The following is a 21,875-nucleotide window of genomic DNA, read 5'->3' as shown; positions in this document are numbered from 1 at the left end:
ATACTAGGTACTAAAGAAAGTCAATGGAAGAATGATGAAAGGAAAAGACTGTCAAGTTTACACTTAATGAAGAAAAAATAGTTATTTTCAGGGAAGATGTAAAAATTTTGGCTGTGTACTTTGGAGAGAGATTTTCTTGCATCATGTGTTGCATTGTAACATGGGCCTGTGCTATAATTACTTCAGCAAAAATCAATAGTCATACGGGTTCGGTCGTGCTCGGGCATCATGGGGCATGATTTTTTATATGTCATCAGATGTACACTGCGAGCGCACAATGTATGATGTTGTAAGGAGAGTGCAGAATGAACAGCCTTAGTAAAGGAGAGCTCCTGGGTGTGGGGCTCATGATGTTTTCCATCTTTTTCGGCGCAGGCAACCTGATTTTCCCGCCGGCGCTGGGACAGGCAGCAGGGGATAATGTGGTGCCCGCCATGGCAGGCTTCCTCATTACCGGCGTGGGCCTGCCCCTTATGGGCATTGCCGCTATCGCCATGCAGGGAGGCAAGTACATTGAGTTTATCTCCCGCATGACCCGCCCGCTTTCGCTACGGCCCTTTTGGTGATTCTCTATCTCACCATCGGCCCCATGTTTGCCGTGCCCCGCACGGGGGCTGTGTCCTTTGAGATCGGTATCCGCCCCTTCCTCACGGAAGATACCATGACTATGGGACAGGCCATCTACACGGCCTTTTTCTTCGGTGCCACCTACTGGCTGGCTCTGAACCCCAGCAAGCTCATCGACCGGGTGGGCAAGATGCTGACCCCGGTGCTGCTGGTTTTCCTGGTGATTATGTTCCTGCGGGCCTTCGGCGCACCCCTGGGTGACATCATGCCCGCTACCGGTTCCTATGTAGAGTCCGCCTTTGCCCAGGGCTTCCAGGACGGCTATCAGACCATGGACCTCCTGGCTTCCATCGCCATTGGTACTCTCGTGGTCAATGCCGTGCGCGCCCGTGGGGTGGAGGGTCCAAAGCCCTTGGCCGGGTCTGCCTGATGGCTGGCCTTATCGCCCTGTTCCTCATGACTCTTGTCTATGGTTCTCTGGCTTATCTGGGTGCTACCAGCGCCAGCGTCCTGGGCCATTCTGCCAACGGCGGCCAGTTGCTGGCTGAGGCAGTGGGCATCTTCTTCGGTCCTGCAGGCAACCTCCTGCTGGCAGTCATCATCGGCCTGGCCTGCCTGACCACCAGCTGCGGCGTCATTTCCGGCACTGCCTGGTTCTTCAACAAACTCTTTAATAATAAGGTAACTTATAAGGATCTGCTCCGCTTCGGCGTAGCGTTCAGCTTCGTGGTTTCCAATATCGGTCTAACTCAGATTATCACCCTGGCTGTGCCCTTCCTGGTGGGTATCTATCCGCTGGTGATTGTGATGGTGGTGTTGTCCCTGTTCCATGGCGTTATCGGCGAGCGCCGTACGGTGTATCGCTGGGCCCTTGATTTCACTCTGGCCTTTGCTGTGGTGGATGCCCTGAATGCCGCTGGCTTCCAGCTGCCGGTGCTGAACGGCATCCTTGCCCAGTACGTGCCATTCTACAGCCTGATGCTGGGCTGGCTGATTCCGGCCATCATCGGTGCAGGGATTGGTCTTGGCATTTCCTTTCTGCGGGGAGAAGTAACGGTAAAAAACGACACCCAGGCAGTTGATATGAACTGATATGTTGAACAAAACGCCCGGTGGCACACTTGACGAGTGTGCACACCGGGCGTTTGTGATACGGGCACAAAATTCTTTTGCGCAAAGAAAAAGTCCCTCCTGCACGATCCAGGAGGGACAAACGCTTGGAAGGGATGATAAAGCGTTTGAGAAATGGGATAACAAGGAGGGTGGGATAAACCCCCTTGCAGGGAAATCAACAAGAGTTCCGAATACCTAGGGGATTGACAAGGCATCCCTCTCGCTGACAGGTATTATACTAACAGAGAAATATGAAAAAAATATGTAACCAAGTGCCAAAATGAGCAAAAAGTTTGTTATTATTAAAGATGAATGCGCGGCTGTTTGCTGAGGAGGAGAGAGAATGATGAATGTATTGCTGGTTGGTGTGCTTGTTGCTTTGTGCACACTTTTCGTTTTTGAGATGAAAAGGTCATTGGAGCGCTCATCTTTGACAAATGAGTTAATAAATGAGTACGCAGGCGAAATTCCGGGCCTAAGAGGCAGGAGCTCATTGCCCGGATATATGCCTACTGTGCCCGTGACCGGAAACTGAAAAAAATCATAAAAAAATATCAGGCTACGGAGGAAGATTTCATGAAAGCCTACAAGAAGCTCTTGCGGGAGGCGGATATGGTGAAGGGCCGCCGCTATGTACCCATATCTTCCTTTTTTTACGTGTACACATTGGAGCACATTTTGGCACACCCTGAGGAGGAGGGCAGGAAGCTGGCCATGAAGTGCCTGAACTTCTTCCACTTTTGATTGAATTCTGGTTTCTTTGTGGTACAATGGGGCACGGAGGATATGATATGAAAAATCAACTTTCTTTAATAAAGCATAAGGCCCTGTCCCTGTGCCTGGCAGCTCTGATGGGCATGGGAGTGGCGCTGCCTGCTGCCCGGGTGGAGGCAGGCGTAGACCCCTGGGCGGCAGCTGCCCAGGCCCTGGGTGTCTATGCTGCCTACAAATCCAGTCTCAAGAGCGTGCTCTTGCTGGGCAATGATCCCAGGGCCAGATCAGCGGGCGGATTCAGGATTTGGGGGCCAATGGCAGGGACAGGAATGACCATGACTGGCCATAGTGAACGAAGTCATGGAGCAGCTGGTGGAGAAGGGGGATTATGCCCTGAAGGCCGATTCCCTGCCTTTCCTGTGGAGCATCAATGACAGCAATGACTTCAATGCTGCCTGCTATCCCACCAATTACATCAGCATCAACCGGGCCTTGGTGCGGGGGCTCCAGTGCGACAGGGATGAGCTGGCGGCGGTGCTGGCCCATGAGATGACTCACGGCCTCAGGCAGCACAGCGCCCACAATTATGCCAAGGCGGTGGCCAGTACTATGGCATGGCCTTCCTCAATATGGATGCAGGCCTTATGGACTGGAACAAGCTCAACGCGCTGGTGAACTATTCCATTGCCAAGAATGTGACCCTGCCCACGGAGTATGAGGCTGACGAAGGGGGCTTCTACCTCATGGCCTCAGCCGGCTTCAATCCCGGCGGCGGAGCAGCGGCCATGTACCGCATGGGCTATTACCTGACTTATGAAACAAAGAATGTCATGGAGTATCAGGACCTTGACCCCAAGCTCAAGGAGCAGGAGAACTACAACGACCACCCTGATACGGATCTGCGGGAGGCGAAGCTTTCACAGCTCATGAGTGCTTATGGGGCAGGTCATGTGACGGTGCAGGGGCGCAAGGATATCTATATAGATGGAGAATGGCTGCTCACCGTGGACTGGACAGGGGATGAGTTCGACAATACGGCAGAAAATGCCTACTATGTGGCGGGGGCCCTGTCCAGGGCTTTCCATGACTACGACAGCCCGGAGGAGTGGCAGTTCCGCAGCGACGGCAGAGGCGGCGTGACCTGTCTGGAGGACAACCGGGTAAATGAGGTGCTCCATGACTTCCTGGCAAGGACCGGCACTGGCGCCCGCCTGCAGGAAATGGTGACCAAGGCCTACAGAGTGGAAAAGGCCACGGGCTTCCGGGAGCAGATGAAGCTGGCAGAAGCAAAGCGCCGTGAGGAGCTTCAGCAGGAGCAGGCAAAGGCCTTGGCCGCTCCTGCCAAAGTGGTGAAGAAGATGAGGGAAAACGCGATACCTACAGTGACTATGGCATGGGCAGTGCCGCCCTCTTTCAGATGGAGCGCGCCTTCGCGGCAGAAAATCAGGATAATGCTGCGGAAAACTACGCCATCCGCGGCCGTGCCGGGCGGTGGAGGGAGACTACGAAGGTGCCCTTGCCGATGCCAACAAGGCCGTGTCCATGGATGACAAGAATATCTACAACTTCCTGAACCGCGCCGATGTCTGCCGCATGAGAGGGGATAGGGAGGCGGCCCTTTCCGACTGCGAGAAGGCAAAGTCCCTGGACAAGAAGAATGCCGTGGCCTGGCTGCTGACGGCGCAGATTTACGAGGAGATGGGAGACGGGAAAATGCCCTGCTGAATTACAAGGAGCTTTACAGGCTCCGCCCAAGGCTTTCAGGAGAATCCCCGAGGAGTACCTGAAGGAGATTTCCGAGAAGGATTATAAGGCGCTGAAAAAGAGCAGGCAGAGGCGAAAAAGGTGGCGGAAGAAAGGAAATCTAAATATAGTAGGCGCAATATGTTTGAGGCCTTACCTGCCCGTGAAACGGGGAAGGGGGACCGGCGTAGCCGGTGGAAGGGCGAGGAGGGAAAGCGGCTTCGAAGGGCATGGTTCGACACTCATTACCCCTTCCGCCACCTTCGGTGGTCCCCTCCCACGCAAGCGGTGGAGGTCAATATTTTTTATCGCGGTTAACATAACAGCTATGTTGAACCGTCATTGTTCAGATTTTGTCTGTCGACAAAATTTGAACAACTGCGTTATAACGGGACAAGCCTGTTGAAACGCTAAGCGGAAGTTTTGCCTATGGCAAAACTGGAACAACGGCGTTATAATAAATACGTTATTTATTTGGGAAGGGATGAAAGTTAAGATGGATGACAAGATCAGGGGGCGCCTGCAGGCGCGTATTGATGAGCTGACGCGGCGCATGAGGGTGGATTCCAACGATTTGGATTATGAGAGCCACCTGCGGCAGAAGAGGGAGCTCCAGAGCATACTGGACCATATGAATGGTAATGATGCCGGGGAATAAGTCTTTCAGATATTTTACAAACTGCTTTGTTAGACTAAACATCAAAAGGTCAAAGAGAGGATGAATGATATGTCCCAGCGCATGACTATGGATGAGGTATTGAAGGAATACGGTGTGCCCCAGATCAAGCTGGATATCCACGCCACCCGTACGGAGCTCCTGAAGCTCAGGGAAAAGCTCATGGCCATACGTGACCTTTCCGGCGGCCGGGAACAGGGGTATCTGGATATTGACTGCAAGCTCTACATTGATGTGGATGATATCGACAGGTATCTGTCCGGGGAATTGGACACTGTGGGTGAAATCTACGCTTTTGAAGACGATATCAAATCCTACGAAGGATAACAGTTTCGGCTGTTCATTTTCTTTGGCGCAAAGAAAACGAACCAAAAGGTAAATATGCCAGTGGCATATTTACAACGGCCCCGGTTTGATCCTCAAACACGAAGGGCCGCAGAGGCGTCCATCCATGGACGCCGATACAATTGCTTATATAGACAGAAGGAGAATTTTTTATGGTAAATGCTAGGAAAATCCTTGCTTCGCTGATGATTGGTACGATGATTGCTGTTGCAGCGCCTGCAGGCGTTGCTCTTGATAATCAGGCTGTTTATTCTGTGGCTGCGGCAGCCAAGGGCGGGGCCAAGTTCTCGGCGCCGAAACCGGCACCGAAGCCGGCGGCTCCAAGGCAAGTTCCCCCAGCAGCAAGGCTTCTGATTCCAAATCCGTGTCCGGTAATGGCAAGGACTACAAGCCGTCCAAGGATGCCAAGAGCCTGGAAAAGGATGCGCCGGGGACTAATGCAGCAGCCAAAAGCAATGCGGCGGCTGCTGGCACCGCTGCCCAAAGCTCTTCTGGCTGGGGCTCTGCTCTGAGGCAGGTGGGCATTCTGGCAGGCGGTATGTTCCTGGGCCACATGTTGGCCAGCCTCATTGGCTCTGGCGGAATTTTGGGGGATATCTTGGGCCTGGTGGCCAATGTCATTCTTTTCGGGGCTTTGATCATGCTCCTTCGCTGGGCCTGGAACAGGTTCCGTGGAAAGGGCAGCAGCCCTTCCTATGACAGGGGCGGCTGGCAGCGTCCTTCCGAGCCGGTGGATGTTACTCCCGGGATGGTCAGGGACGTCCTGCTTATCAGGATATCAGCCGCATTTCCAGCGGTGAGTACGATGCCAAATCCATGGCTGAGAGATATAGGAACAGGTAAGGAGATATAAATGTCAGTAAAACCAAGTACACTTAAAGCCGTTGATGATCTCATTGAGCGTTATCCTGCTCTTGCGTCTGCAAGGAGGATATGACAGCTGCAGTGGAGGCAGTATGCGAAAGCTACCGCGCAGGTCACAAGCTCATTGCCTGCGGCAATGGCGGCAGCGCCTCAGATGCAGAGCACGTGGTAGGTGAGCTCATGAAGGGCTTTCTGCTGCCCCGCAAGCTGGACAAGCAGATGGAGCAGCGCTTCCGTGAGGTCTGCCCGGATTCTGCTGATTACTTCATGGAGAATCTGCAGGGGGCCCTGCCTGCCCTTTCCATGGTGAATCAGGTGGCCCTCAACACCGCTTTTGCCAACGACCAGGCGCCGGACCTTTCCTTTGCCCAGCAGCTTCTGGGCATGGGGGATGAGGGTGATGTGCTGCTGGCCATCTCCACCTCCGGCAACTCCACCAATGTCATTTATGCCCTGGACATGGCCCGGGCCAAGGGCGTGAAGTCCATTGCCCTCACCGGTAAATCAGGCGGCAAGATCAAGGCGAAGAACATGGCAGATATCACCATCTGCGTGCCTGAGGACGAGACTTTCAAGATTCAGGAGTATCATCTGCCTGTCTATCACATGCTCTGCATTGCGGCAGAGAATGAATTCTTTGGAGAATAAAACTTTATAAGCAGGATAAAGCCCCCTTGGCGTGGAATTATGATAAACTGTATGAGTAGCAGTAAATCGTAAAAATCATGGTAGGGGGCTTTTTATTATGCTAGTATCTGAAAAAATACTCAAGAAACTTGCCAACGGCAGTGATGTGCGAGGGGTAGCTGTGGAAGGCGTGCCCGATGAGCCGGTGACTCTTTCTGTAGAGGCGGCTAATGTCATTACCGGAGGCTTTTTGGAATTCCTCGCTGAGAAGGCCGACAAGGAGAAGAAGAAGCTGCGTGTGGCGGTGGGACACGATTCCCGTATTTCTGCTCCGGCTCTCAAGAAGGCTGTGCTGGAGGCTCTGACTGCCGCTGGCTGTGTCACTGTGGACTGCGGTATGGCTTCCACCCCTTCCATGTTCATGTCCACGGTGTTCCCGGAAACCAGCATGGATGGCTCCATCATGATTACCGCCAGCCATCTGCCCTATAACCGCAACGGTCTGAAGTTCTTCACCAAGGACGGGGGCGTGGAGCATGAGGATATCGATGCCATTCTCTCTGCTGCTGCCCGCCAGCCGGTAGCCCAGGGCGATCTGTCCAAGGTCCAGCAGTATGATCTGATGGAGCGCTACTGCCATCACCTGCGGAAGAAAATCCGTCAGGCTCTGGGGGGCGAGAATGAACCCCTCAAGGGCATGCACGTGGTAGTGGATGCAGGCAATGGCGCAGGCGGCTTCTTCGCCAGCCAGATTCTGGGCCGCCTGGGGGCTGACACCACAGGCAGCATTTACTTGGAGCCGGACGGACATTTCCCCAATCACATTCCCAACCCCGAGAACAAGCAGGCCATGGCCGCCATCAGGGAGGCCGTGCTGAAGAGCAAGGCAGACCTGGGCCTGATTTTCGATACGGACGTGGACCGCATGAGCGCTGTGCTGAAGAATGGCAAGGAAATCAGCCGCAATGCCCTCATTGCCATGATGGCCGCTATTCTGGCACCGGACTATCCCGGCAGCACCATTGTCACGGACTCCGTGACCTCTGACGAGCTCACCACTTTCCTCAAGGAGGAGCTGGGCCTCAAGCATCACCGCTATATGCGCGGCTACAAGAACGTCATTGACGAGTGTGTCCGCCTGAACCACAGCGGCATTGTGTCCCCGCTGGCCATCGAGACTTCCGGCCACGGAGCCCTGTCCGAGAACTACTATCTGGATGACGGCGCCTATCTGGCTGTGAAGCTCCTGATTGCTGCTGCCAAAGCCAAGGCCAAGGGCAAGAAGCTTGAGGGCCTGGTGGCAACGCTGGGCGAGCCGGTGGAGGCGGTGGAATACCGCATGAAGATAGCCCGTGAAGATTTCAAAGAATATGGGCAGAATGTGCTGCAGGCCTTTGAGAACCGCGCGGCAGAGAAGGGCATCAAGGCTGCCAAGCCTTCCTTCGAGGGCGTGCGCCTGGTGTTCCCCCAGGGCTGGGCTCTCCTGCGCCTCTCCCTCCATGACCCCCAGATGCCGCTCAATATCGAGAGCCGCAAGGCTGGCGGTGCCAAGGAGATTGCAGGCCAGGTGCAGGAACTCCTGGCAGGCTTCGATGCACTGGATTTTTCCGTCTTCAATAAATAAGTAAGTGAACGCAAAAGAACCGCCACGGGCAAACCGTGGCGGTTTTATTCTTTCTGTTGTTGTGATATACTGATGATGGTGCTATCGCACGGGATGACGGTTGGCCCTTCTACGGAGGGACTGTGACCCTTCGATGACATAGAAATCCCTTTAGGGAAATATGTACTGAAGGAGGGATGTCGTATGACATTAGAGTCGATGTTGGCCCTTGTGGGCTTTACGGCAGCCATCTTTAGCCTTGGCTATATGATTGGCAAAGACTTGAATAAAAACAGAAATGACCGTCCCTAGTCTCGCAAACTAAACGGTCATTTCTATGGCTACAAAAACGGGGCTGATTTCCCTTGGTGATAGCACTATTTTTGATGTTTTCTATATGAAAATTATAGCAAATTATCCGGGTTTGTCAATGTTTGCAGTTTGTTCATGGGGATGAATCAAGTGGATAAGAAAGTTTTTTTTCAGAAACAGCATAAAGAACTCAGAGATGCCCTGCTCAAGGCTGGGAAGATTGACAGCCGGCTGAGTCTGTGGCGCGCTCTCTCCTTCGTGCTGGCGGTGCTGGCGCTGGCGGCGGGGTATGATGGTTATTTAGCTGGTTACGCTGCGGGAGCGGCCTTGCTGGCATTGTTTGTCCTGCTGATAAGACGGCACGGCAGGTTCAGGCAGGAAATGGCCGCCCTTCAGGAGCGCTTGCAGGCGGTGGAGGCTTTTCTTGCCCGCATGGAGGGTAGCTGGCGGGAGTTGGTTTTGGACGGTGAAGATTTTTTGCAGGAGGAACGGCCCCAGGGACGTGACCTGCACCTCTTTGGCAGGGCCTCGCTTTTTCAGTATCTCTGCCTTGCCCGGACACTGGGGGGCAGGGAGAGGTTGGCGGAGGTGCTCTCTCCCTTTCCTGGCAGCCGGGACGTTATCCTCCTGCGGCAGGAGGCAGTGGCGGAGCTGGCCAAAGAGCCGCAAGGGGCGCTGAAATTGGCCGGCCTGCTGCAGGCGGTGCCGGAGGGGCATGACCTGGGGCCTCTGGCGGAGAAAATAAAGGGGGAGGGGGCAGAGGAAGCCCTGCCCTGCCGAGTCCTTGGTAAACTTCGCTATGTCCTGCCCCTGCTGCCCTGGCTGGCTCTGGCCCTGTCACTGGCGGGCAGGCTGCCCTGGGAAGCTGCTTTTTATCTCTGGGGGCTTAACCTCCTGCTTTCCCTTTGGGCGGCAGGGGCCCATGGGGCAATCCTCTCCCCTTTGCTGGAAATCCAGCAGGCCCTCAGAGGCTATGCGGGGGTCTTTGCCTTTTTGGAAACCAGGGAAAACAAAAGCCTTTACCTAAGAGACCTGCGCCGCCACTTCCTGGGGGAAACAGAGGGCAAGGACAGGGGGATGAAGGCTTCTGAGGGACTGGCAAGGCTGGCAGGGCTGGCGGAGCTGTTCCTTTACCGGCAGAATATCCTGGCCTTCGTGTTGCTCAATGCCCTTTTCCTGATGGACAGCCATCTGACGGCAGGCTTCCTCAGGTGGCAGCGGGGGGCAGGGTGCCAGCTCTCTGGCTGGCTCTCGGCCCTGCAGGAGATGGAAATGCTCTTGTCGCTGGCTGTACCCGCCCTGACCCGTGAGAAAACCGTCCTGCCTGTCCTGCTGGAGGACAGTGCCCCCAGGCTCAGGGCCCGGGGGGCGGAATCCCTGCTGATAGAGGAGGGCAGGGCTGTGGGCAATGGGGCAGACTTCGCAGGTGAGAGCATCATCATCACAGGCTCCAATATGAGCGGCAAGACTACATACTTAAGGACTCTGGCAGGGACAGCGGTGCTGGCCTATGCCGGGGCGGCGGTGCCGGCGGAGAGTTTTGAGGTGTCACTGATGGATATCTACACTTCCATACAGGTGAGCGACGACCTTTCCAAAGGGATCTCCACCTTCTACGCAGAGCTCCTGCGGGTACGCCAGATGGTGGAGGCGGCAGGGCAGGGCCGTCCCATGCTATGTTGCATAGACGAGATTTTCAAGGGCACCAACAGCGCCGACCGCATCGTAGGCGCCAGGGCTGCCATAGAGCACCTGACCCGTCCCCATATCCTGGCCTTCATCACTACCCATGATTTCGAGCTGTGTGAACTGCAAGGCCCGGAGGGCCAGCCCCTCCGCAACTTCCACTTCGAGGAGCACTACGAAGATGACAAGATAAAATTTGACTTCAAACTGAAGGAAGGCCGCTGCACCACCACCAATGCCCAATACCTGCTGAAAATGGCAGGAATAATCTACTGAACCACATTAAAGACAATTCAATCTTCAGCCCATGGATGGGCGTTCTGTGGCCGTTGGCTTTCAAGGATGAAAGGCAAGGCCACGTTTTCTTTCGCTACGAAATCTTGGCTATTTCAAGTCCGAAGGACTTGTAATCGCTTAGATTTCGTGCGAGGGCGAAGGGGCTGTTGCACGTAATCCAAACGTGCAGCAGCCTCATTTTTTATGCAAAAAGATAATCCCGGGACATTCAAGCCCCGGGATTAGGTGTAGAATTTAGGTATGCAAAAACCAAATTCACAGAAAGAGTATACGTCTTTAGGAGAGAATTATCAACTGTTTCTCCCCTTAAATCTTGAATTTCAGGTTAGCAAAGATGACCCCGTCCGCCTGCTTCGCCACTGCATTGGAGGTATGGATATAAAGTCACTGGAGGAGACCTATCAAAGGATAGATCGAAATCTGGCGTCGCCCAGGCAGATGCTGGCCATCCTTGTTTATGCCGGAATGAACCATATTTTCAGCTCACGCAGGATCGAGACTGCCTGCCGAAGGGACATCAACTTCATGTACCTGCTGGAAGGCAAGCCGGCCCCTGACCATGTTACCATCTCAAGATTCCGTTCCAAACATCTGGCCCCCTGCATCAAGGAACTGTTTGCCCAGATGGACTTCCTGCTTGAACAGTTCGGTGTCATTTCCCTTAAAGACATCTTCATTGACGGAACAAAGATTGAGTCTTTCTCCAACAAGTATAAATTTGTCTGGAAGAAGGCTGTCCTTAAAAACAAAGCCAAGCTCATGGCAAAGCTTCCTGCCTTTGTCAGCAAAGCCAGGGAAGCGTTCACGCTTTCTCTGCATTACGGCGATGAAATCCATGTCAGGCACCTCAAAAAGCTCCGCCGCAAGCTCAAGGCATGCCAGAAGGCGCAGGACATCATCTTCGTCAAGGGAACGGGCAAGCGCAAGACTGCCCTGCAGAAAACAATGGAGCAGCTGGACGAGTTCATTGCCCGGCTCAAAAAATACAATACATATCTGCACATTCTAGGCAACCGCAATAGCTTTGCCAAGACAGACACGGATGCCACCTTCATGCGCATGAAGGAAGATGCCATGAAGAACGGCCAGCTTAAGCCCGCCTACAACATCCAGTGCGGTACGGACTCTGAATTCATCACATGGGCATCGGTCGGTCCCCAGCCTACAGATACAACCACACTCATTCCTTTCCTTCAGGATATGGAGAAACATCTGCAGCGCCGCTATCCCAATGTGGTTGCGGATGCAGGATACGAAAGCGAAGAGAACTACCTCTATCTTGAGACCAACGGGCAGCGCGCCTTCATAAAGCCCAGCAATTATGAGAAGAGCAAGACAAGAAAATGGAAAAAGGATATCGGGCGCAGGGAGAATATGACCTATCTGCCAGAAGAAGATGCCTATTTATGCGCCCAGGGCAGGAAGCTTGCAGCTGCAAAGGAATTCGTACGCAGCAGCCGGACAGGATTCAAAAGAAATATAACCCTTTACAGTTCTGCGGATTGCGGCAATTGCCCGCTGAAGAGCCAGTGCATACACGGAAACCATTGCAAGACCCCGCTGGAGGAGAGAACCAAGCACTTTGAAGTATCCAAACAGTTTCTGCGCCAACGTCAGGAAGATTTGGAACGTATAACCTCAAAAGAAGGAGTACAACTGCGCATAAACCGAAGCATACAGGCAGAAGGTGCATTTGCAATGATGAAGGCGGACATGAATTTCCGAAGGTTCCTGAGCCGCGGCACAGCAAATGTCCTTGTTGAGATCATGCTGGTGGCTATGGCTTACAATATTCAAAAGCTGCACTGCAAAATCCAGTCAGACAGAGCAGGCCAGCACCTGTTCCCTGTGAATAACGCAGCCTGAATACAAAATAAGAGCACAAGAAAAAAGGCGATTTTTAGACCGCCTGGTATCTTGTGCTCATTTTTAGTGGATTTTACAACGAATAGGAACTTCTTATACATCAACAAGGAAAAGGGGCTGTGCATAAGTGGAATTACACTCATGCAACAGCCCCGAAGGATAAGGGGGGAATTGAAAAATGGGGAAGGGAAATTGATTATCTTCGTTTATTATTATATCAATGTTTGGGTAAGTGTTACTGCATAATATTGTTTATTTTAGGTAAAATTACCCTTGCGGAGCTTGATGTTTGGTGTTTTATGGGCACGTTCCTATAAAATCTTGCGGTGAGGATTTTTTTGAGCAAAAAGCTATCAGGGGGCAGGAATAAAGGCAGAGGATGGCGAAGCTGAAAGACAGGTAGTGTATGGTATATTAGAGGAGGCAAAGCTTATGAGCAAATATGCAGGCACCCAGACCGAGAAGAATTTGGAAGCGGCCTTTGCAGGCGAATCCCAGGCCAGGAACAAGTATACCTATTTTGCATCCAAGGCCAAGAAGGAAGGCTTCGAGCAGATTGCGGCCCTCTTTTTGAAGACGGCTGACAATGAGAAGGAACACGCCAAGATGTGGTTCAAGGAGTTGGAAGGCATTGGCGACACCAAGGCCAACCTGCTCGCTGCCGCTGAGGGCGAGAACTACGAGTGGACGGATATGTATGACGGCTTCGCCAAGACCGCCGAGGAAGAGGGCTTCAAGGAGCTGGCTGCCAAGTTCCGCCTGGTAGCTGCCATCGAGAAGCACCATGAGGAGCGCTACAGGAAGCTCCTGCAGAACGTGGAAATGCAGGAAGTCTTCCAGAAGAGCGAGGTCAAGATGTGGGAGTGTCGCAACTGCGGCCATATCGTGGTGGGCACCAAGGCTCCCGAAATCTGCCCCACCTGCGCTCATCCCAAGAGTTACTTTGAAATCAGCGAAGTCAATTATTGAAGCTGACTGGACAGGCAGGCACCGCAAGGCTGGCAAAGCGCCCCTTGCGGTGCTTTTTTGTAGACAAAAGACGGTGGCGGCGTTATAATCTAGTGTCAAAACATCAACAATAATGAAGTAAAGGAGTATCTTTTCCGTGCCTGTCTATCATGCTTTCCGCCGTTATCCCGATCTGTTTCTGGCGGGGCTCTTTGCCCTGGGGGCGGGGTGCCTTGCACCCCCTGCTCCCGCGGAAGTCCTGGCCTGCCTCAATCTTCCCCTGCTGGGTTTGCTGCTGTTCCTCATGAGCATTGTGGCGGGGCTCAGGCAGAGCGGTTTCTTTGCCGCACTCTTTCAGCGGCTGTTCAAAGGGCGCAATTCCGGGCGCAGTCTCTCACGGTTCTTCATCTTCAGCTGCTATTTTTCCTCTATGCTCATCACCAATGATGTGGCCCTGATCGTCTTTGTGCCTCTGGCCATCATGACCTTCACGGAGGCCCGGCGCATCAGGCTTATCGTGCCCACGGTTTGCTGGCAGACCATAGCAGCGAACCTGGGCAGTATGCTGACTCCGGTGGGCAACCCCCAGAATCTCTTCATCTATTCCCATTACGGGCTTTCCCCTTGGGACTTTTTCGCTGTCACCGCCCCGGTGGTAATCATAAGCGGCGTGGTAATCTATCTGGCCACCTTCACCCTGCCTGAGGTGGAAGTGGAATTGAGCAGCCAGGCGGAAGAGGGGCTGCCCTGGAAAAAGATTGCGCCCCTGTTGGTGCTGTTCCTGCTCTGCCTCCTCCATGTGCTGCACCTGCTGGACTTCACTCTGCTGGCTGTGCTGGTCCTGCCGGGGCTGCTCCTGCTTGACAGGCGCTTGCTCCTGGAGGCTGATTTCAAGCTTTTGTTGCTCTTCGCCCTGCTCTTCATCGGGGTGGGCAGCCTGAGCCATCTGGAGGCGCTGACCTCAAAGGCGGCCAGCCTTCTCACGGGACATGAGTTCTGGGTGTCCCTGATCCTGAGCCAGGTTCTCAGCAATGTACCCGCCACCGTCCTGCTGTCCGGCTGTACGGAGGCCTATGTGCCCCTGCTCCTGGGCGTGAATATCGGTGGCCTGGGCACCATCATTGCCTCTATGGCCAGCGTTATTTCCTTCAAGGCCTACCTGGGCACCCGTTTCAGCAGGCCCGGTTATTACCTGCTGACCTTCACTGGCAGCAACCTGCTGGTGCTGGCGCTGCTGCTGGGGTATTACAAGCTTTATGTGTAATGTCCTTCTGGGAATCTTACCTATACTTCACAAAAAAATCGGCTGCGCCAACTGCACAGCCGATTTTTTGTCATCCATGTTCGTCCAAAAACTTCTCAAATTCTGCCATGGGCATGGGCTTGGAATAGAGGTAGCCCTGGCCGTATTGGCAGCCGCATTTCTTGAGGATTTCTTCCTGAGTTTCGTTTTCGATGCCTTCGCAGAGGACGGTCATGCCCAGGCGCTGGCCCAGTTCCACGGAGGCAGTGAGGATCTGCCTCATGCGCTCGTTGCTCTCGGGGCCGGTGATCAGGGTGCGGTCTATCTTCATCACATCCAGAGGGAGGATGTTCAGGAGCTCCAGCGAAGAATAGCCGGAGCCGAAGTCATCCATGGACAGCTGGAAGCCCAGCCGGTGGAGGGTGCTGATGATGCGGATGGCCCTGTCCCGCCTGTCGGGATGGTCGATGAAGGAGAATGCTGTTTCTGTGAGCTCCAGCTCCACCAGTCCCGGACGCAGGTTGTAGGTGTCCCTGACTTTCTTCATGTAGAGCATATAGCCGTCCTGCAGGAAGTGCATGCGGGACTGGTTCACGGAGATGGGCACGGTCTTTTTGCCTTCATTCCGCCTGCGTTCCTGCATGGCGCAGGTTTCCTCCAGCACGAAGTTGTCCAGGGGGATGATGAAGCCGTTTTCTTCAAATATATTGATGAACTCTCCCGGGGGCATGAAGCCCATCTTGGAGCTTTTCCATCGCACCAGGGCTTCGGCTCCAGTGGTCCGATGTGTATTGAGGTCGTATTTGGGCTGGAACCAGACTTCGAATTCCCGCTGCTGCAGGGCCTGTTCCATTTCTGCTTCGATGAGCTGGCGACGGGCCAGCTGCTTTTCCAGTTTTTCATCGTAGACGCAGACCAGCCTGCCTGCTTCGTAGGCTTCGGAGATGGCAAGCTCTGCCCTGTGCACTGCCGTTTCCAGTTCCTCGGCCTTTTCCAGGCGGCAGATGCCGCCCTTGAGGTTCACGGCCTGCAGTTCGATGGCGGTTTCCTGCCGGATGATGCCCCGGAGAGTGATGGAAACCTGTTCTACCAGGCTGTCCATGGGAGGTTGTTCGTTGCCGGAGACGGGCATCTCTCCCAGGGCCATGATCATCTTGGCCATGCCGCTGACGGCGGTGGCCCTGAGTTTCAGTCTGGTCTGCAGCACTTTCAGGATGCGGGGCAGCTGCTCATCGATGATGGCCTTGCGAGTGCTGGTGCTCAGCTGGTTGATGGACTCGATGTCCACCCTCAGCACATAGCAGCGGCCTGCAGCGGCAGATTTAGCCAGCTGGCCCTTCAGAAGTTCGGGGATTTCGTCCACGAACCAGCGCCAGTTGGGCAGCTCTGACCAGTAGTCGGTATAGGCTGCTTTCTGGATTTCTGCCACATGGCGGCGGCGGATGTGCAGGATGTAGAAGAAAAACAGGCACAGAGCCAGGAGCAGGGCCATAAGCCCGGTAAAGACCTGCATGGGATAGTTGTAGACAAAGGCGGAGAAGGTCTGCATCTTCCCCTGGAAGATGCCGCGGGTGTCCATGGTTCCCCGGAAATTGGAGGGCAGGGAGTTGAGGTCATGGTTCAGCACGGAGAGGAGCTGCCGCCCTTCGGGGGTGCCCTGTACGGCCAGGCCAATATCCAGGCTGCACACGATGTCGCCTGTAGCGCTCAGGTCGTAGTAGCCGTTGTGCAGGATATGGTACTGGGAGCTGTAGGCTTCCATGAAAGTCCTGTCAGCCCGCCCGTCCCGCACGGCGTCAAGGCAGTCCTCGGGAGACTGGCACCAGAGGATATCCTTTTCGCCCATATGCTTGATGAGAGTATCTACGGAGAGAAGTCCCTGGGGCAGGGCCACAGGGCCAGTGCGCCCTGTTTCGCCCCGCCGGGTGACCTCCAGATAATTGGCCCTGGTATAGGAGGTGGTGAGGTAGAAATTTTCCTTTTGGGCCCAGGCAAAGTCCAGGGGCGTGCCGACCACGAGATCCACTCTGTCTTCTTTCAGTGCCTCGTAGGCTGCTGCCCGGTCTTTTACCCGCACCAGTTCAAAGCTGACGCCCAGATCCGAGCTGATGCGTTCCAAGAGTTCCGCGTCAAGGCCCGCCAGTTTCCCGTCCCTTTCCTCCAGTACGGGAAAGCTGCCATCTGGCAAAGCCAGCCTAAGCACCGGGTGTTCTTTCAGGAATTTCGCCTCTTTGAGGGTCAGTATCAGCGGTGCCTGGTTATCTTCATGGTGGAAGTACTTTTCGCTGAGGTAGTCCAGTATATGGGGATAGTCCAGCCGCATTTCCTGTTCTGCCGAGAGAACTTCTTCGGCGAATGTGGGACGTCTGCTGCTGACAGTGAGGTGCAGGGGCTGCAGGAAATTCCGTTGCATGAGGCACATGGCGAGGGGGGAGAGGGTGAAGTCCTTTCCCTGCCCCGGCGGCAGGCCGGCAATCATGTCAATGGAGCCGCTGAGGAGACGGCTGCGGCACTCGTCCACGGTGCCTGGCAGGAAGATGAGCTGCCAGTCCTTGTACTGGGCGATCAGCTCCATATATTCATAGGCATAGCCATAAGGCTCCCCGTCCTCCTTCATGGAGAAGAACTGCGGGTCGCTCACCATGACTCCCACCCGCATTCCACGGGCGGCATCTGCTGAGAGCGGCGCAAAAAGGAGGAAAAGGCCCACTACGGCGGCGAGCCAGTTTTTTATCTTCATGGCGCTACTCCTCCGTGTAGTATTTCTGGCAAAGGGCATGGAAGCGGTTGACCCAGTCCTGGCGGGAGGAGCTGACCAGAGCCCTGTCCTGCCGTATCAGGTGAAGCTTTTCCTTGGGGGGGAGGGGAGAGAGGGGGGAGACAGGCAGATCCATGCGCACAGGGCGGCGGTAGAGCTGCTCAGAGAGCTGCCGCTGGGCAGCAGGCCCCGTGAGGAAATCCAGGAGCTTCCTGGCCTGTTCCTGCTTCTGGGTGCCCTTGACGATGTATATGCCGTCCTGGTCTGAAAGCAGTCCTTCCCGGGGGTAGACCAGGTCAACGGGGGAGCCTTCGGAAGCGCACTTGGCGGCAGCTTCTTCAAAGGTCAGGGAAACAGACATGGGCCCTGTGTTGATGACGCACTTGTAGACCTCTGTGGAACTGCTGATGGTATTGCCGCCTATCTGGGCGCAGAAGGCGTCCACATAGTCCCAGCCTGCCTCAGGGTTCCCGCCCCCCATGGCGTAAAGCATGCCCACCAGATGGGCATAGGCAGCTGAGGACTTGGCAGGGTCTCCCATGGCAATATGCCCCTTCAGCTCCGGAGCCAGGAGGTCCCCATAGCCTTTGATGGGAGGTCCCTGGTATTTGTCGTGGTTCACCATCAGCACGGCAGGCAGGTCAGAGAAAATCGTGGCACCTGCAACCTGCTGGCGGAACTCCGGCATCATGGCCTGGTCATTGGTACAGGTATATTCCTCGAAAAGATCCATGCGGCCGGCTACGGTGCTGAGCATACCCCCCCAGAGCACATCGCAGACAGGGGCATCCTTCTCTGCCTCCAGTTTGTCCATGAGCTCGCCGGAACCTCCCCGGATGACTGCCACGGGAATGTCCGTCTCGGCCTCGAACTGGGTCAGCAGAGGCTTGATGATGGCAATGGGGTGGGGGCTGTAGACCACCAGCTTATCAGCCTTGTCGGCAGGCGGAGGCAGACTCTCATTTTGGCTGCAGCCCACGAACAGGGCAAGGGCAAAGGCTATGCAAAGGGCAATAGAACCCACTCTGGCAACCATAGTGCATCCTCCCTTGGAAATGTTCAGATACAACACTTAGGAACTATCACGAAATAACTTATGCATCTTGCTTGCCCAAATTCCCATAGGCTGCGTTGTCGTCAGTCGACGTAGCACCGCTACGCCTCCTTCCTTCGCCTTGCCTATGAAAATTTGTTCTACGCCATCTGTACAACTTATTTCGTTCCAGTTCCTTACAACTGGAGTGATTCTAGATATAGGTTGAATTTTCCTTCTTTTAATATCTGTGAATACATGGGCTGTGCCATGACTATTCAAAAGAGCCCCAAGGTCTTGGTCACCAGTATCCACCCGAAAATGGTGAAGCAGGACAGCCCGGTGGTGAAGATGACGCAGTTGCCTGCCAGTTCCGCGTCGCTGCCCATCTGCTGGGCCATGGCAAAGCCCGCCACGGCGCAGGGGGTGGCGAAGATGGCCACCAGGGTCACAAAATCCACTCCCCTGAAGCCCAGGAAGGCGGCCAGGGTCAGCAGGATGGCGGGAGCTATGAGCAGGCGGGCAGCAGTGCAGAAGATGAGTTCCCAGCGGTGGTGGGCGGTAGTGCCCAGGCGGAAGCTGGCGCCCAGGATGATGAGGGCCACGGGAGTGGTGGCGGCGGCTACTTCTCCCAGAGGCTTCAGCACGGGAGCGGGCAGGTGCAGGTCTATGAGCCGCGCCAGCCCTGCGGCAATGGCGCCCAGAATCATGGGATTTTTCAGGATGCCCTTGCAGGTGGGCCAGAGGTCCAGCTTGCCGCCCCGGCAGGTTTCCAGTGCCACCACTGCCAGCACATTGTACATGGGCACGATGAAGGCAATCATCATGGTGGGCACTGCCAGTCCCTCGCTGCCGAAGATATTGCCTATCAGGGGAATGCCGTAGAGGACGAAGTTGCTGCGGAAAATGGCCTGGACTATGGCTCCCCGGCGGATAGGCACTTTCTTCTCAAAGGCATAGGCGGCGCCCATGCCCAGCAGGAAGAGAAAGAGCACACCCAGACAGCCGAAGACTATGAGCTTCGGTCTGAAAGCAGAGGCATAGTCAGCCATATAGAGGTTGTAGAACATCATGATGCAGAAGAAGACTTTGAAAACCATGCGGTTCACATGATTCAGCTCTTCTTCGGTGAGGAGTTTCAACTGCTTCACCATGGCCCCGATGCCAATGAGAATGAACATGGGCACCACGGCGCTTACGGCGATGAAAAAATTATCCAGCATAACAGCACTGCCTTTCTAGTAATCTCTCCCCATTATGCCACAGTCACCAAGCCTTGGAAAGGGCTGATTGACAGAGGGCTTTTCTAATTGCTAGAATAGAGGCAGGGATAGGTTTTTGATACGGGGAGGAAGAGATATGGGAGATATCAAGATTGTCTTTTCGGATATTGACGGCACTTTCCTGAACAAGGAAAGCCAGGTGACTTCCGGGACGGGGAAAGCTGCCAAAGCGCTGGTGGAAAAGCTGCCCTTTGTGCTGGTGTCGGCCAGGATGCCGGAGGCCATCTATCCCATTACGGAGGAAATCGGCATCAAGATACCCATTATCAGCTACAGCGGGGCTTTGGTGCTGACGGAAAAAGAGGAAATTCTCTATGACAAGCGCATGGAGGGGACGGACACGGGCATGGTGCTGGGGGTCATCCAGCGGGACTTCCCCCAGGTGACCCTGAATTATTACGCTGGCCGTCACTGGTATGTGGAGGGCATTGACGAGCGGGTGCAGACGGAAATGGATATCACCAGTGCCACCGCCGAAGTGCGGGATTTCGAGGAAATACTGCTGGCAGAGGAGATGCCCAACAAGATCCTGGTGATGGCTGACCCGGAGGACTGCGAGAGAATGGAAGCGGAGCTGTCGGAGAAATTCCCCTCCCTGCATATCGTGCGTTCCTCCGCCTTCCTGCTGGAAATCATGGACAAGAGCGTCAGCAAGGCCACGGGCATCAAGGTCATGCTGGAGCATTATGGAATTGCGGCAGAAGAATCCCTGGCCTTTGGGGACAATTACAACGATGTGGAAATGCTGGAGCTCTGTGGCAGGAGCGTAGCCATGGGCAATGCCCCGGAGGACATCAAGAAGCTGGCAGATGAAGTGACCCTCAGCAATGATGAAGACGGGCTGGCAGAGTATCTGGTGAAGAATGGGATTATCTGCTAAGGAACTGTTGCTAAGGAATTGTTGCTAAGGCGCTCGGGGCACAGGCATAGCAACGCTTCACTTGGAACTTTACCATAGAATCTAAGCTCCCACTGCGCTTTGCTCTGCGAAGCAGAGCGAAGCTTGCGCTCGCTAAGATCTATGGTAAAATTCCACACGTTCCGCTTATGCTATGCCTGTGCCCCGAGCTTGGTTTAGCTTTGACAGACACAAAATCCCCGCAGGGTGCAGTACCTTGCGGGGATTTTTTCAGGGCGTCATTCAATACTCGTAGAACATCTCTTGGATCCGGCTGCGGTCTGTGGTCTGCATGAGGGCCAGCTGCAGCAGGATGCGGCACTTCTGGGGATTCAGGGAATCCCCATTGAGGAAGCCTGCATCGCTATAGGACTGCTCGGCAGGAATGACCGTGCCGCTGCCTGCCCGGGTGCTGCGGACTACTACGATGCCTGCTTTGGAGGCCCGGGCCAAAGCCTCTTCTGCGTCCTGATGAATGCTGCCGTTGCCGGTGCCGGCGTAGACAATGCCTTGTGCGCCAGCTTTCACAGCAGCGTCAACGAAAAGGGCGTCATCATTGGCATGGCCGTAGATGATTTTCACATAAGGGAGCTTGGCGGCACTCATCACGTCAAACTCGGTGTTTCCTGCGTGCCGGCGGTCAACCGTGTTGTAGAAAGTGGGATGGCCGTCGTTCATGCAGCCTATGGGGCCCAGGGGGGACTTGAAAGTATCCACAGAAGTGGTATGTGTCTTGGTGACGTTGCGGGCGCTGTCAATCTGGTCATTGAGGCAGACCAGTACGCCCCGGTCATAAGCCTGGGGGCAGGCAGCCAGCCGCACAGCGTTCAAGAGGTTCATGGGGCCGTCAGCACTGATAGCCGTGGCGGGGCGCATGGCACCGGTGATGACCACTGGCTTCTTGCTGTGTACGGTGAGGTTCAGGAAGTAGGCTGTTTCTTCCAGAGTGTCGGTGCCGTGGGTGATGACGATGCCGTCCACATCTTCCCTGGCCAGTAGCTCGTTGGCGCGCCTGGCAAGTTTCAGCCAGACCTCATCGCTCATGTCCTTGCTGTCGAGAGCGGCAATCTGCTCGCCTGTGACCTGGGCGTAGTCCCTGATGGCGGGGACGGCCTCCAGGAGCACATCTATGCCAAGGGCGCCTGCCTTGTAGCCTGTGGTAGCGGTGCCCTCGGCTGCGTTGCCGGCAATGGTGCCGCCGGTAGCAAGTATCGTTACATTTGGTTTTTCAGCTGAGCCAGCCAATCTGCATCGTCCTTTCTGTAACTTATCATGTGATAGAGGATTCGTGGTGTTTGC

The 21,875-nt window shown here is 54.8% G+C and carries 19 protein-coding genes and 2 pseudogenes; 17 read left to right on the top strand and 4 right to left on the bottom strand.

The annotated features are described in order from the left end of the window. The first annotated feature begins 305 nt into the window (after positions 1–305). The 16 genes and pseudogenes from brnQ (at position 306) to P159_RS0118050 (ending at position 14,625) form a co-directional block, all read left to right on the top strand. Positions 306–1,659: pseudogene (brnQ, locus tag P159_RS18930) on the top strand (branched-chain amino acid transport system II carrier protein). Positions 1,660–2,023: 364 nt separating this feature from the next. Continuing rightward, the gene (locus P159_RS20360) at positions 2,024–2,215 is read left to right on the top strand and encodes a hypothetical protein (RefSeq protein ID WP_051650464.1); all 192 of its coding nucleotides are present in this window, start codon (positions 2,024–2,026) and stop codon (positions 2,213–2,215) included. Positions 2,216–2,256: 41 nt separating this feature from the next. Further along, a complete protein-coding gene (locus P159_RS20845; protein ID WP_185753788.1) occupies positions 2,257–2,424 on the top strand; it encodes a hypothetical protein in 168 nt (55 codons plus the stop codon). A gap of 47 nt (positions 2,425–2,471) precedes the next feature. Next, positions 2,472–2,828: a hypothetical protein gene (locus P159_RS21330; RefSeq protein ID WP_318253630.1), complete on the top strand. Its 357-nt coding sequence runs from the start codon at positions 2,472–2,474 to the stop codon at positions 2,826–2,828. Continuing rightward, positions 2,767–3,069: a M48 family metalloprotease gene (locus P159_RS21325; protein ID WP_318253629.1), complete on the top strand. Its 303-nt coding sequence runs from the start codon at positions 2,767–2,769 to the stop codon at positions 3,067–3,069. Before P159_RS21330 ends, P159_RS21325 begins: the two co-directional genes overlap by 62 nt. After that, positions 3,039–3,944, top strand: coding sequence for a hypothetical protein (locus P159_RS21320; protein WP_051650462.1), 906 nt, complete (start codon positions 3,039–3,041; stop codon positions 3,942–3,944). The genes P159_RS21325 and P159_RS21320 overlap by 31 nt, the downstream gene beginning before the upstream one ends. Further along, positions 3,937–4,119 carry a hypothetical protein gene (locus P159_RS21315; protein ID WP_029546346.1) on the top strand — a complete coding sequence of 61 codons (183 nt, stop codon included), beginning with the start codon at positions 3,937–3,939 and terminating at the stop codon, positions 4,117–4,119. The genes P159_RS21320 and P159_RS21315 overlap by 8 nt, the downstream gene beginning before the upstream one ends. Positions 4,120–4,633: 514 nt before the next feature. Then, positions 4,634–4,795 (top strand): hypothetical protein, encoded by a 162-nt coding sequence (locus P159_RS0118095; protein ID WP_029546279.1) that lies wholly within the window; start codon positions 4,634–4,636, stop codon positions 4,793–4,795. Between the two features lie 69 nt (positions 4,796–4,864). After that, positions 4,865–5,140 carry a hypothetical protein gene (locus tag P159_RS0118090; protein WP_029546277.1) on the top strand — a complete coding sequence of 92 codons (276 nt, stop codon included), beginning with the start codon at positions 4,865–4,867 and terminating at the stop codon, positions 5,138–5,140. Positions 5,141–5,522: 382 nt separating this feature from the next. Further along, complete coding sequence (locus P159_RS19710; RefSeq protein WP_051650461.1) at positions 5,523–6,011, top strand: hypothetical protein; 489 nt, start codon at positions 5,523–5,525, stop codon at positions 6,009–6,011. Next, positions 6,012–6,670, top strand: a pseudogene (locus P159_RS18910) (SIS domain-containing protein). A gap of 97 nt (positions 6,671–6,767) precedes the next feature. Beyond that, entirely contained in the window at positions 6,768–8,273 is a 1,506-nt protein-coding gene (locus tag P159_RS0118075; RefSeq protein WP_029546344.1) for a phosphoglucomutase, read from the top strand. A 441-nt stretch (positions 8,274–8,714) separates the two neighbouring features. Next, positions 8,715–10,526, top strand: coding sequence for a hypothetical protein (locus tag P159_RS0118065; protein ID WP_051650453.1), 1,812 nt, complete (start codon positions 8,715–8,717; stop codon positions 10,524–10,526). 261 nt (positions 10,527–10,787) lie between these two features. Then, positions 10,788–12,413: an IS1182 family transposase gene (locus P159_RS0118060; RefSeq protein WP_029542724.1), complete on the top strand. Its 1,626-nt coding sequence runs from the start codon at positions 10,788–10,790 to the stop codon at positions 12,411–12,413. Positions 12,414–12,845: 432 nt separating this feature from the next. Next, positions 12,846–13,382 carry a rubrerythrin gene (gene rbr / locus P159_RS0118055; protein WP_029542833.1) on the top strand — a complete coding sequence of 179 codons (537 nt, stop codon included), beginning with the start codon at positions 12,846–12,848 and terminating at the stop codon, positions 13,380–13,382. 136 nt (positions 13,383–13,518) lie between these two features. Continuing rightward, entirely contained in the window at positions 13,519–14,625 is a 1,107-nt protein-coding gene (locus P159_RS0118050) for an SLC13 family permease (protein WP_029542835.1), read from the top strand. Positions 14,626–14,695: 70 nt separating this feature from the next. On the opposite strand, the gene P159_RS19705 is transcribed toward P159_RS0118050, so the two are convergent. The 3 genes from P159_RS19705 to P159_RS0118035 all read right to left on the bottom strand — a co-directional run bounded on the left by P159_RS19705 (position 14,696) and on the right by P159_RS0118035 (position 19,618). After that, the gene (locus tag P159_RS19705) at positions 14,696–17,344 is read right to left on the bottom strand and encodes an EAL domain-containing protein (RefSeq protein ID WP_051650460.1); all 2,649 of its coding nucleotides are present in this window, start codon (positions 17,342–17,344) and stop codon (positions 14,696–14,698) included. Between the two features lie 4 nt (positions 17,345–17,348). Continuing rightward, a complete protein-coding gene (locus P159_RS0118040) occupies positions 17,349–18,398 on the bottom strand; it encodes an extracellular solute-binding protein (protein WP_051650459.1) in 1,050 nt (349 codons plus the stop codon). 275 nt (positions 18,399–18,673) lie between these two features. Beyond that, positions 18,674–19,618 carry an AEC family transporter gene (locus P159_RS0118035; protein WP_029546340.1) on the bottom strand — a complete coding sequence of 315 codons (945 nt, stop codon included), beginning with the start codon at positions 19,616–19,618 and terminating at the stop codon, positions 18,674–18,676. Positions 19,619–19,754: 136 nt separating this feature from the next. Here P159_RS0118035 and P159_RS0118030 point away from each other — a divergent pair, with 136 nt between their 5' ends. Further along, complete coding sequence (locus P159_RS0118030) at positions 19,755–20,558, top strand: Cof-type HAD-IIB family hydrolase (protein WP_029546338.1); 804 nt, start codon at positions 19,755–19,757, stop codon at positions 20,556–20,558. Between the two features lie 261 nt (positions 20,559–20,819). Here P159_RS0118030 and P159_RS0118025 read toward each other — a convergent pair whose 3' ends face one another. Further along, the gene (locus P159_RS0118025; RefSeq protein ID WP_029546337.1) at positions 20,820–21,821 is read right to left on the bottom strand and encodes an asparaginase; all 1,002 of its coding nucleotides are present in this window, start codon (positions 21,819–21,821) and stop codon (positions 20,820–20,822) included. Between the last annotated feature and the right edge of the window lie 54 nt (positions 21,822–21,875).

The sequence above is a fragment of the Selenomonas sp. AB3002 genome, from assembly GCF_000702545.1.
Lineage (GTDB): Bacteria > Bacillota > Negativicutes > Selenomonadales > Selenomonadaceae > Selenomonas_B > Selenomonas_B ruminantium_A.
The sequence above is the reverse complement of the archived record's forward strand: the minus strand, read 5'-3'. Positions and strand labels throughout refer to the sequence as shown.

Bases quoted from the DNA above. Each gene is read 5' to 3' on its own strand.
- P159_RS0118060 (WP_029542724.1), top strand. From the start codon at position 10,788: ATGCAAAAACCAAATTCACAGAAAGAGTATACGTCTTTAGGAGAGAAT.
- P159_RS21320 (WP_051650462.1), top strand. From the start codon at position 3,039: ATGGACTGGAACAAGCTCAACGCGCTGGTGAACTATTCCATTGCCAAG.
- P159_RS0118095 (WP_029546279.1), top strand. From the start codon at position 4,634: ATGGATGACAAGATCAGGGGGCGCCTGCAGGCGCGTATTGATGAGCTG.
- P159_RS21315 (WP_029546346.1), top strand. From the start codon at position 3,937: ATGGATGACAAGAATATCTACAACTTCCTGAACCGCGCCGATGTCTGC.
- P159_RS20845 (WP_185753788.1), top strand. From the start codon at position 2,257: ATGAAAGCCTACAAGAAGCTCTTGCGGGAGGCGGATATGGTGAAGGGC.
- P159_RS0118040 (WP_051650459.1), bottom strand. From the start codon at position 18,398: ATGGTTGCCAGAGTGGGTTCTATTGCCCTTTGCATAGCCTTTGCCCTT.
- P159_RS21330 (WP_318253630.1), top strand. From the start codon at position 2,472: ATGAAAAATCAACTTTCTTTAATAAAGCATAAGGCCCTGTCCCTGTGC.
- P159_RS0118090 (WP_029546277.1), top strand. From the start codon at position 4,865: ATGTCCCAGCGCATGACTATGGATGAGGTATTGAAGGAATACGGTGTG.
- rbr (WP_029542833.1), top strand. From the start codon at position 12,846: ATGAGCAAATATGCAGGCACCCAGACCGAGAAGAATTTGGAAGCGGCC.
- P159_RS0118035 (WP_029546340.1), bottom strand. From the start codon at position 19,618: ATGCTGGATAATTTTTTCATCGCCGTAAGCGCCGTGGTGCCCATGTTC.
- P159_RS0118030 (WP_029546338.1), top strand. From the start codon at position 19,755: ATGGGAGATATCAAGATTGTCTTTTCGGATATTGACGGCACTTTCCTG.
- P159_RS0118075 (WP_029546344.1), top strand. From the start codon at position 6,768: ATGCTAGTATCTGAAAAAATACTCAAGAAACTTGCCAACGGCAGTGAT.
- P159_RS19705 (WP_051650460.1), bottom strand. From the start codon at position 17,344: ATGAAGATAAAAAACTGGCTCGCCGCCGTAGTGGGCCTTTTCCTCCTT.
- P159_RS20360 (WP_051650464.1), top strand. From the start codon at position 2,024: ATGATGAATGTATTGCTGGTTGGTGTGCTTGTTGCTTTGTGCACACTT.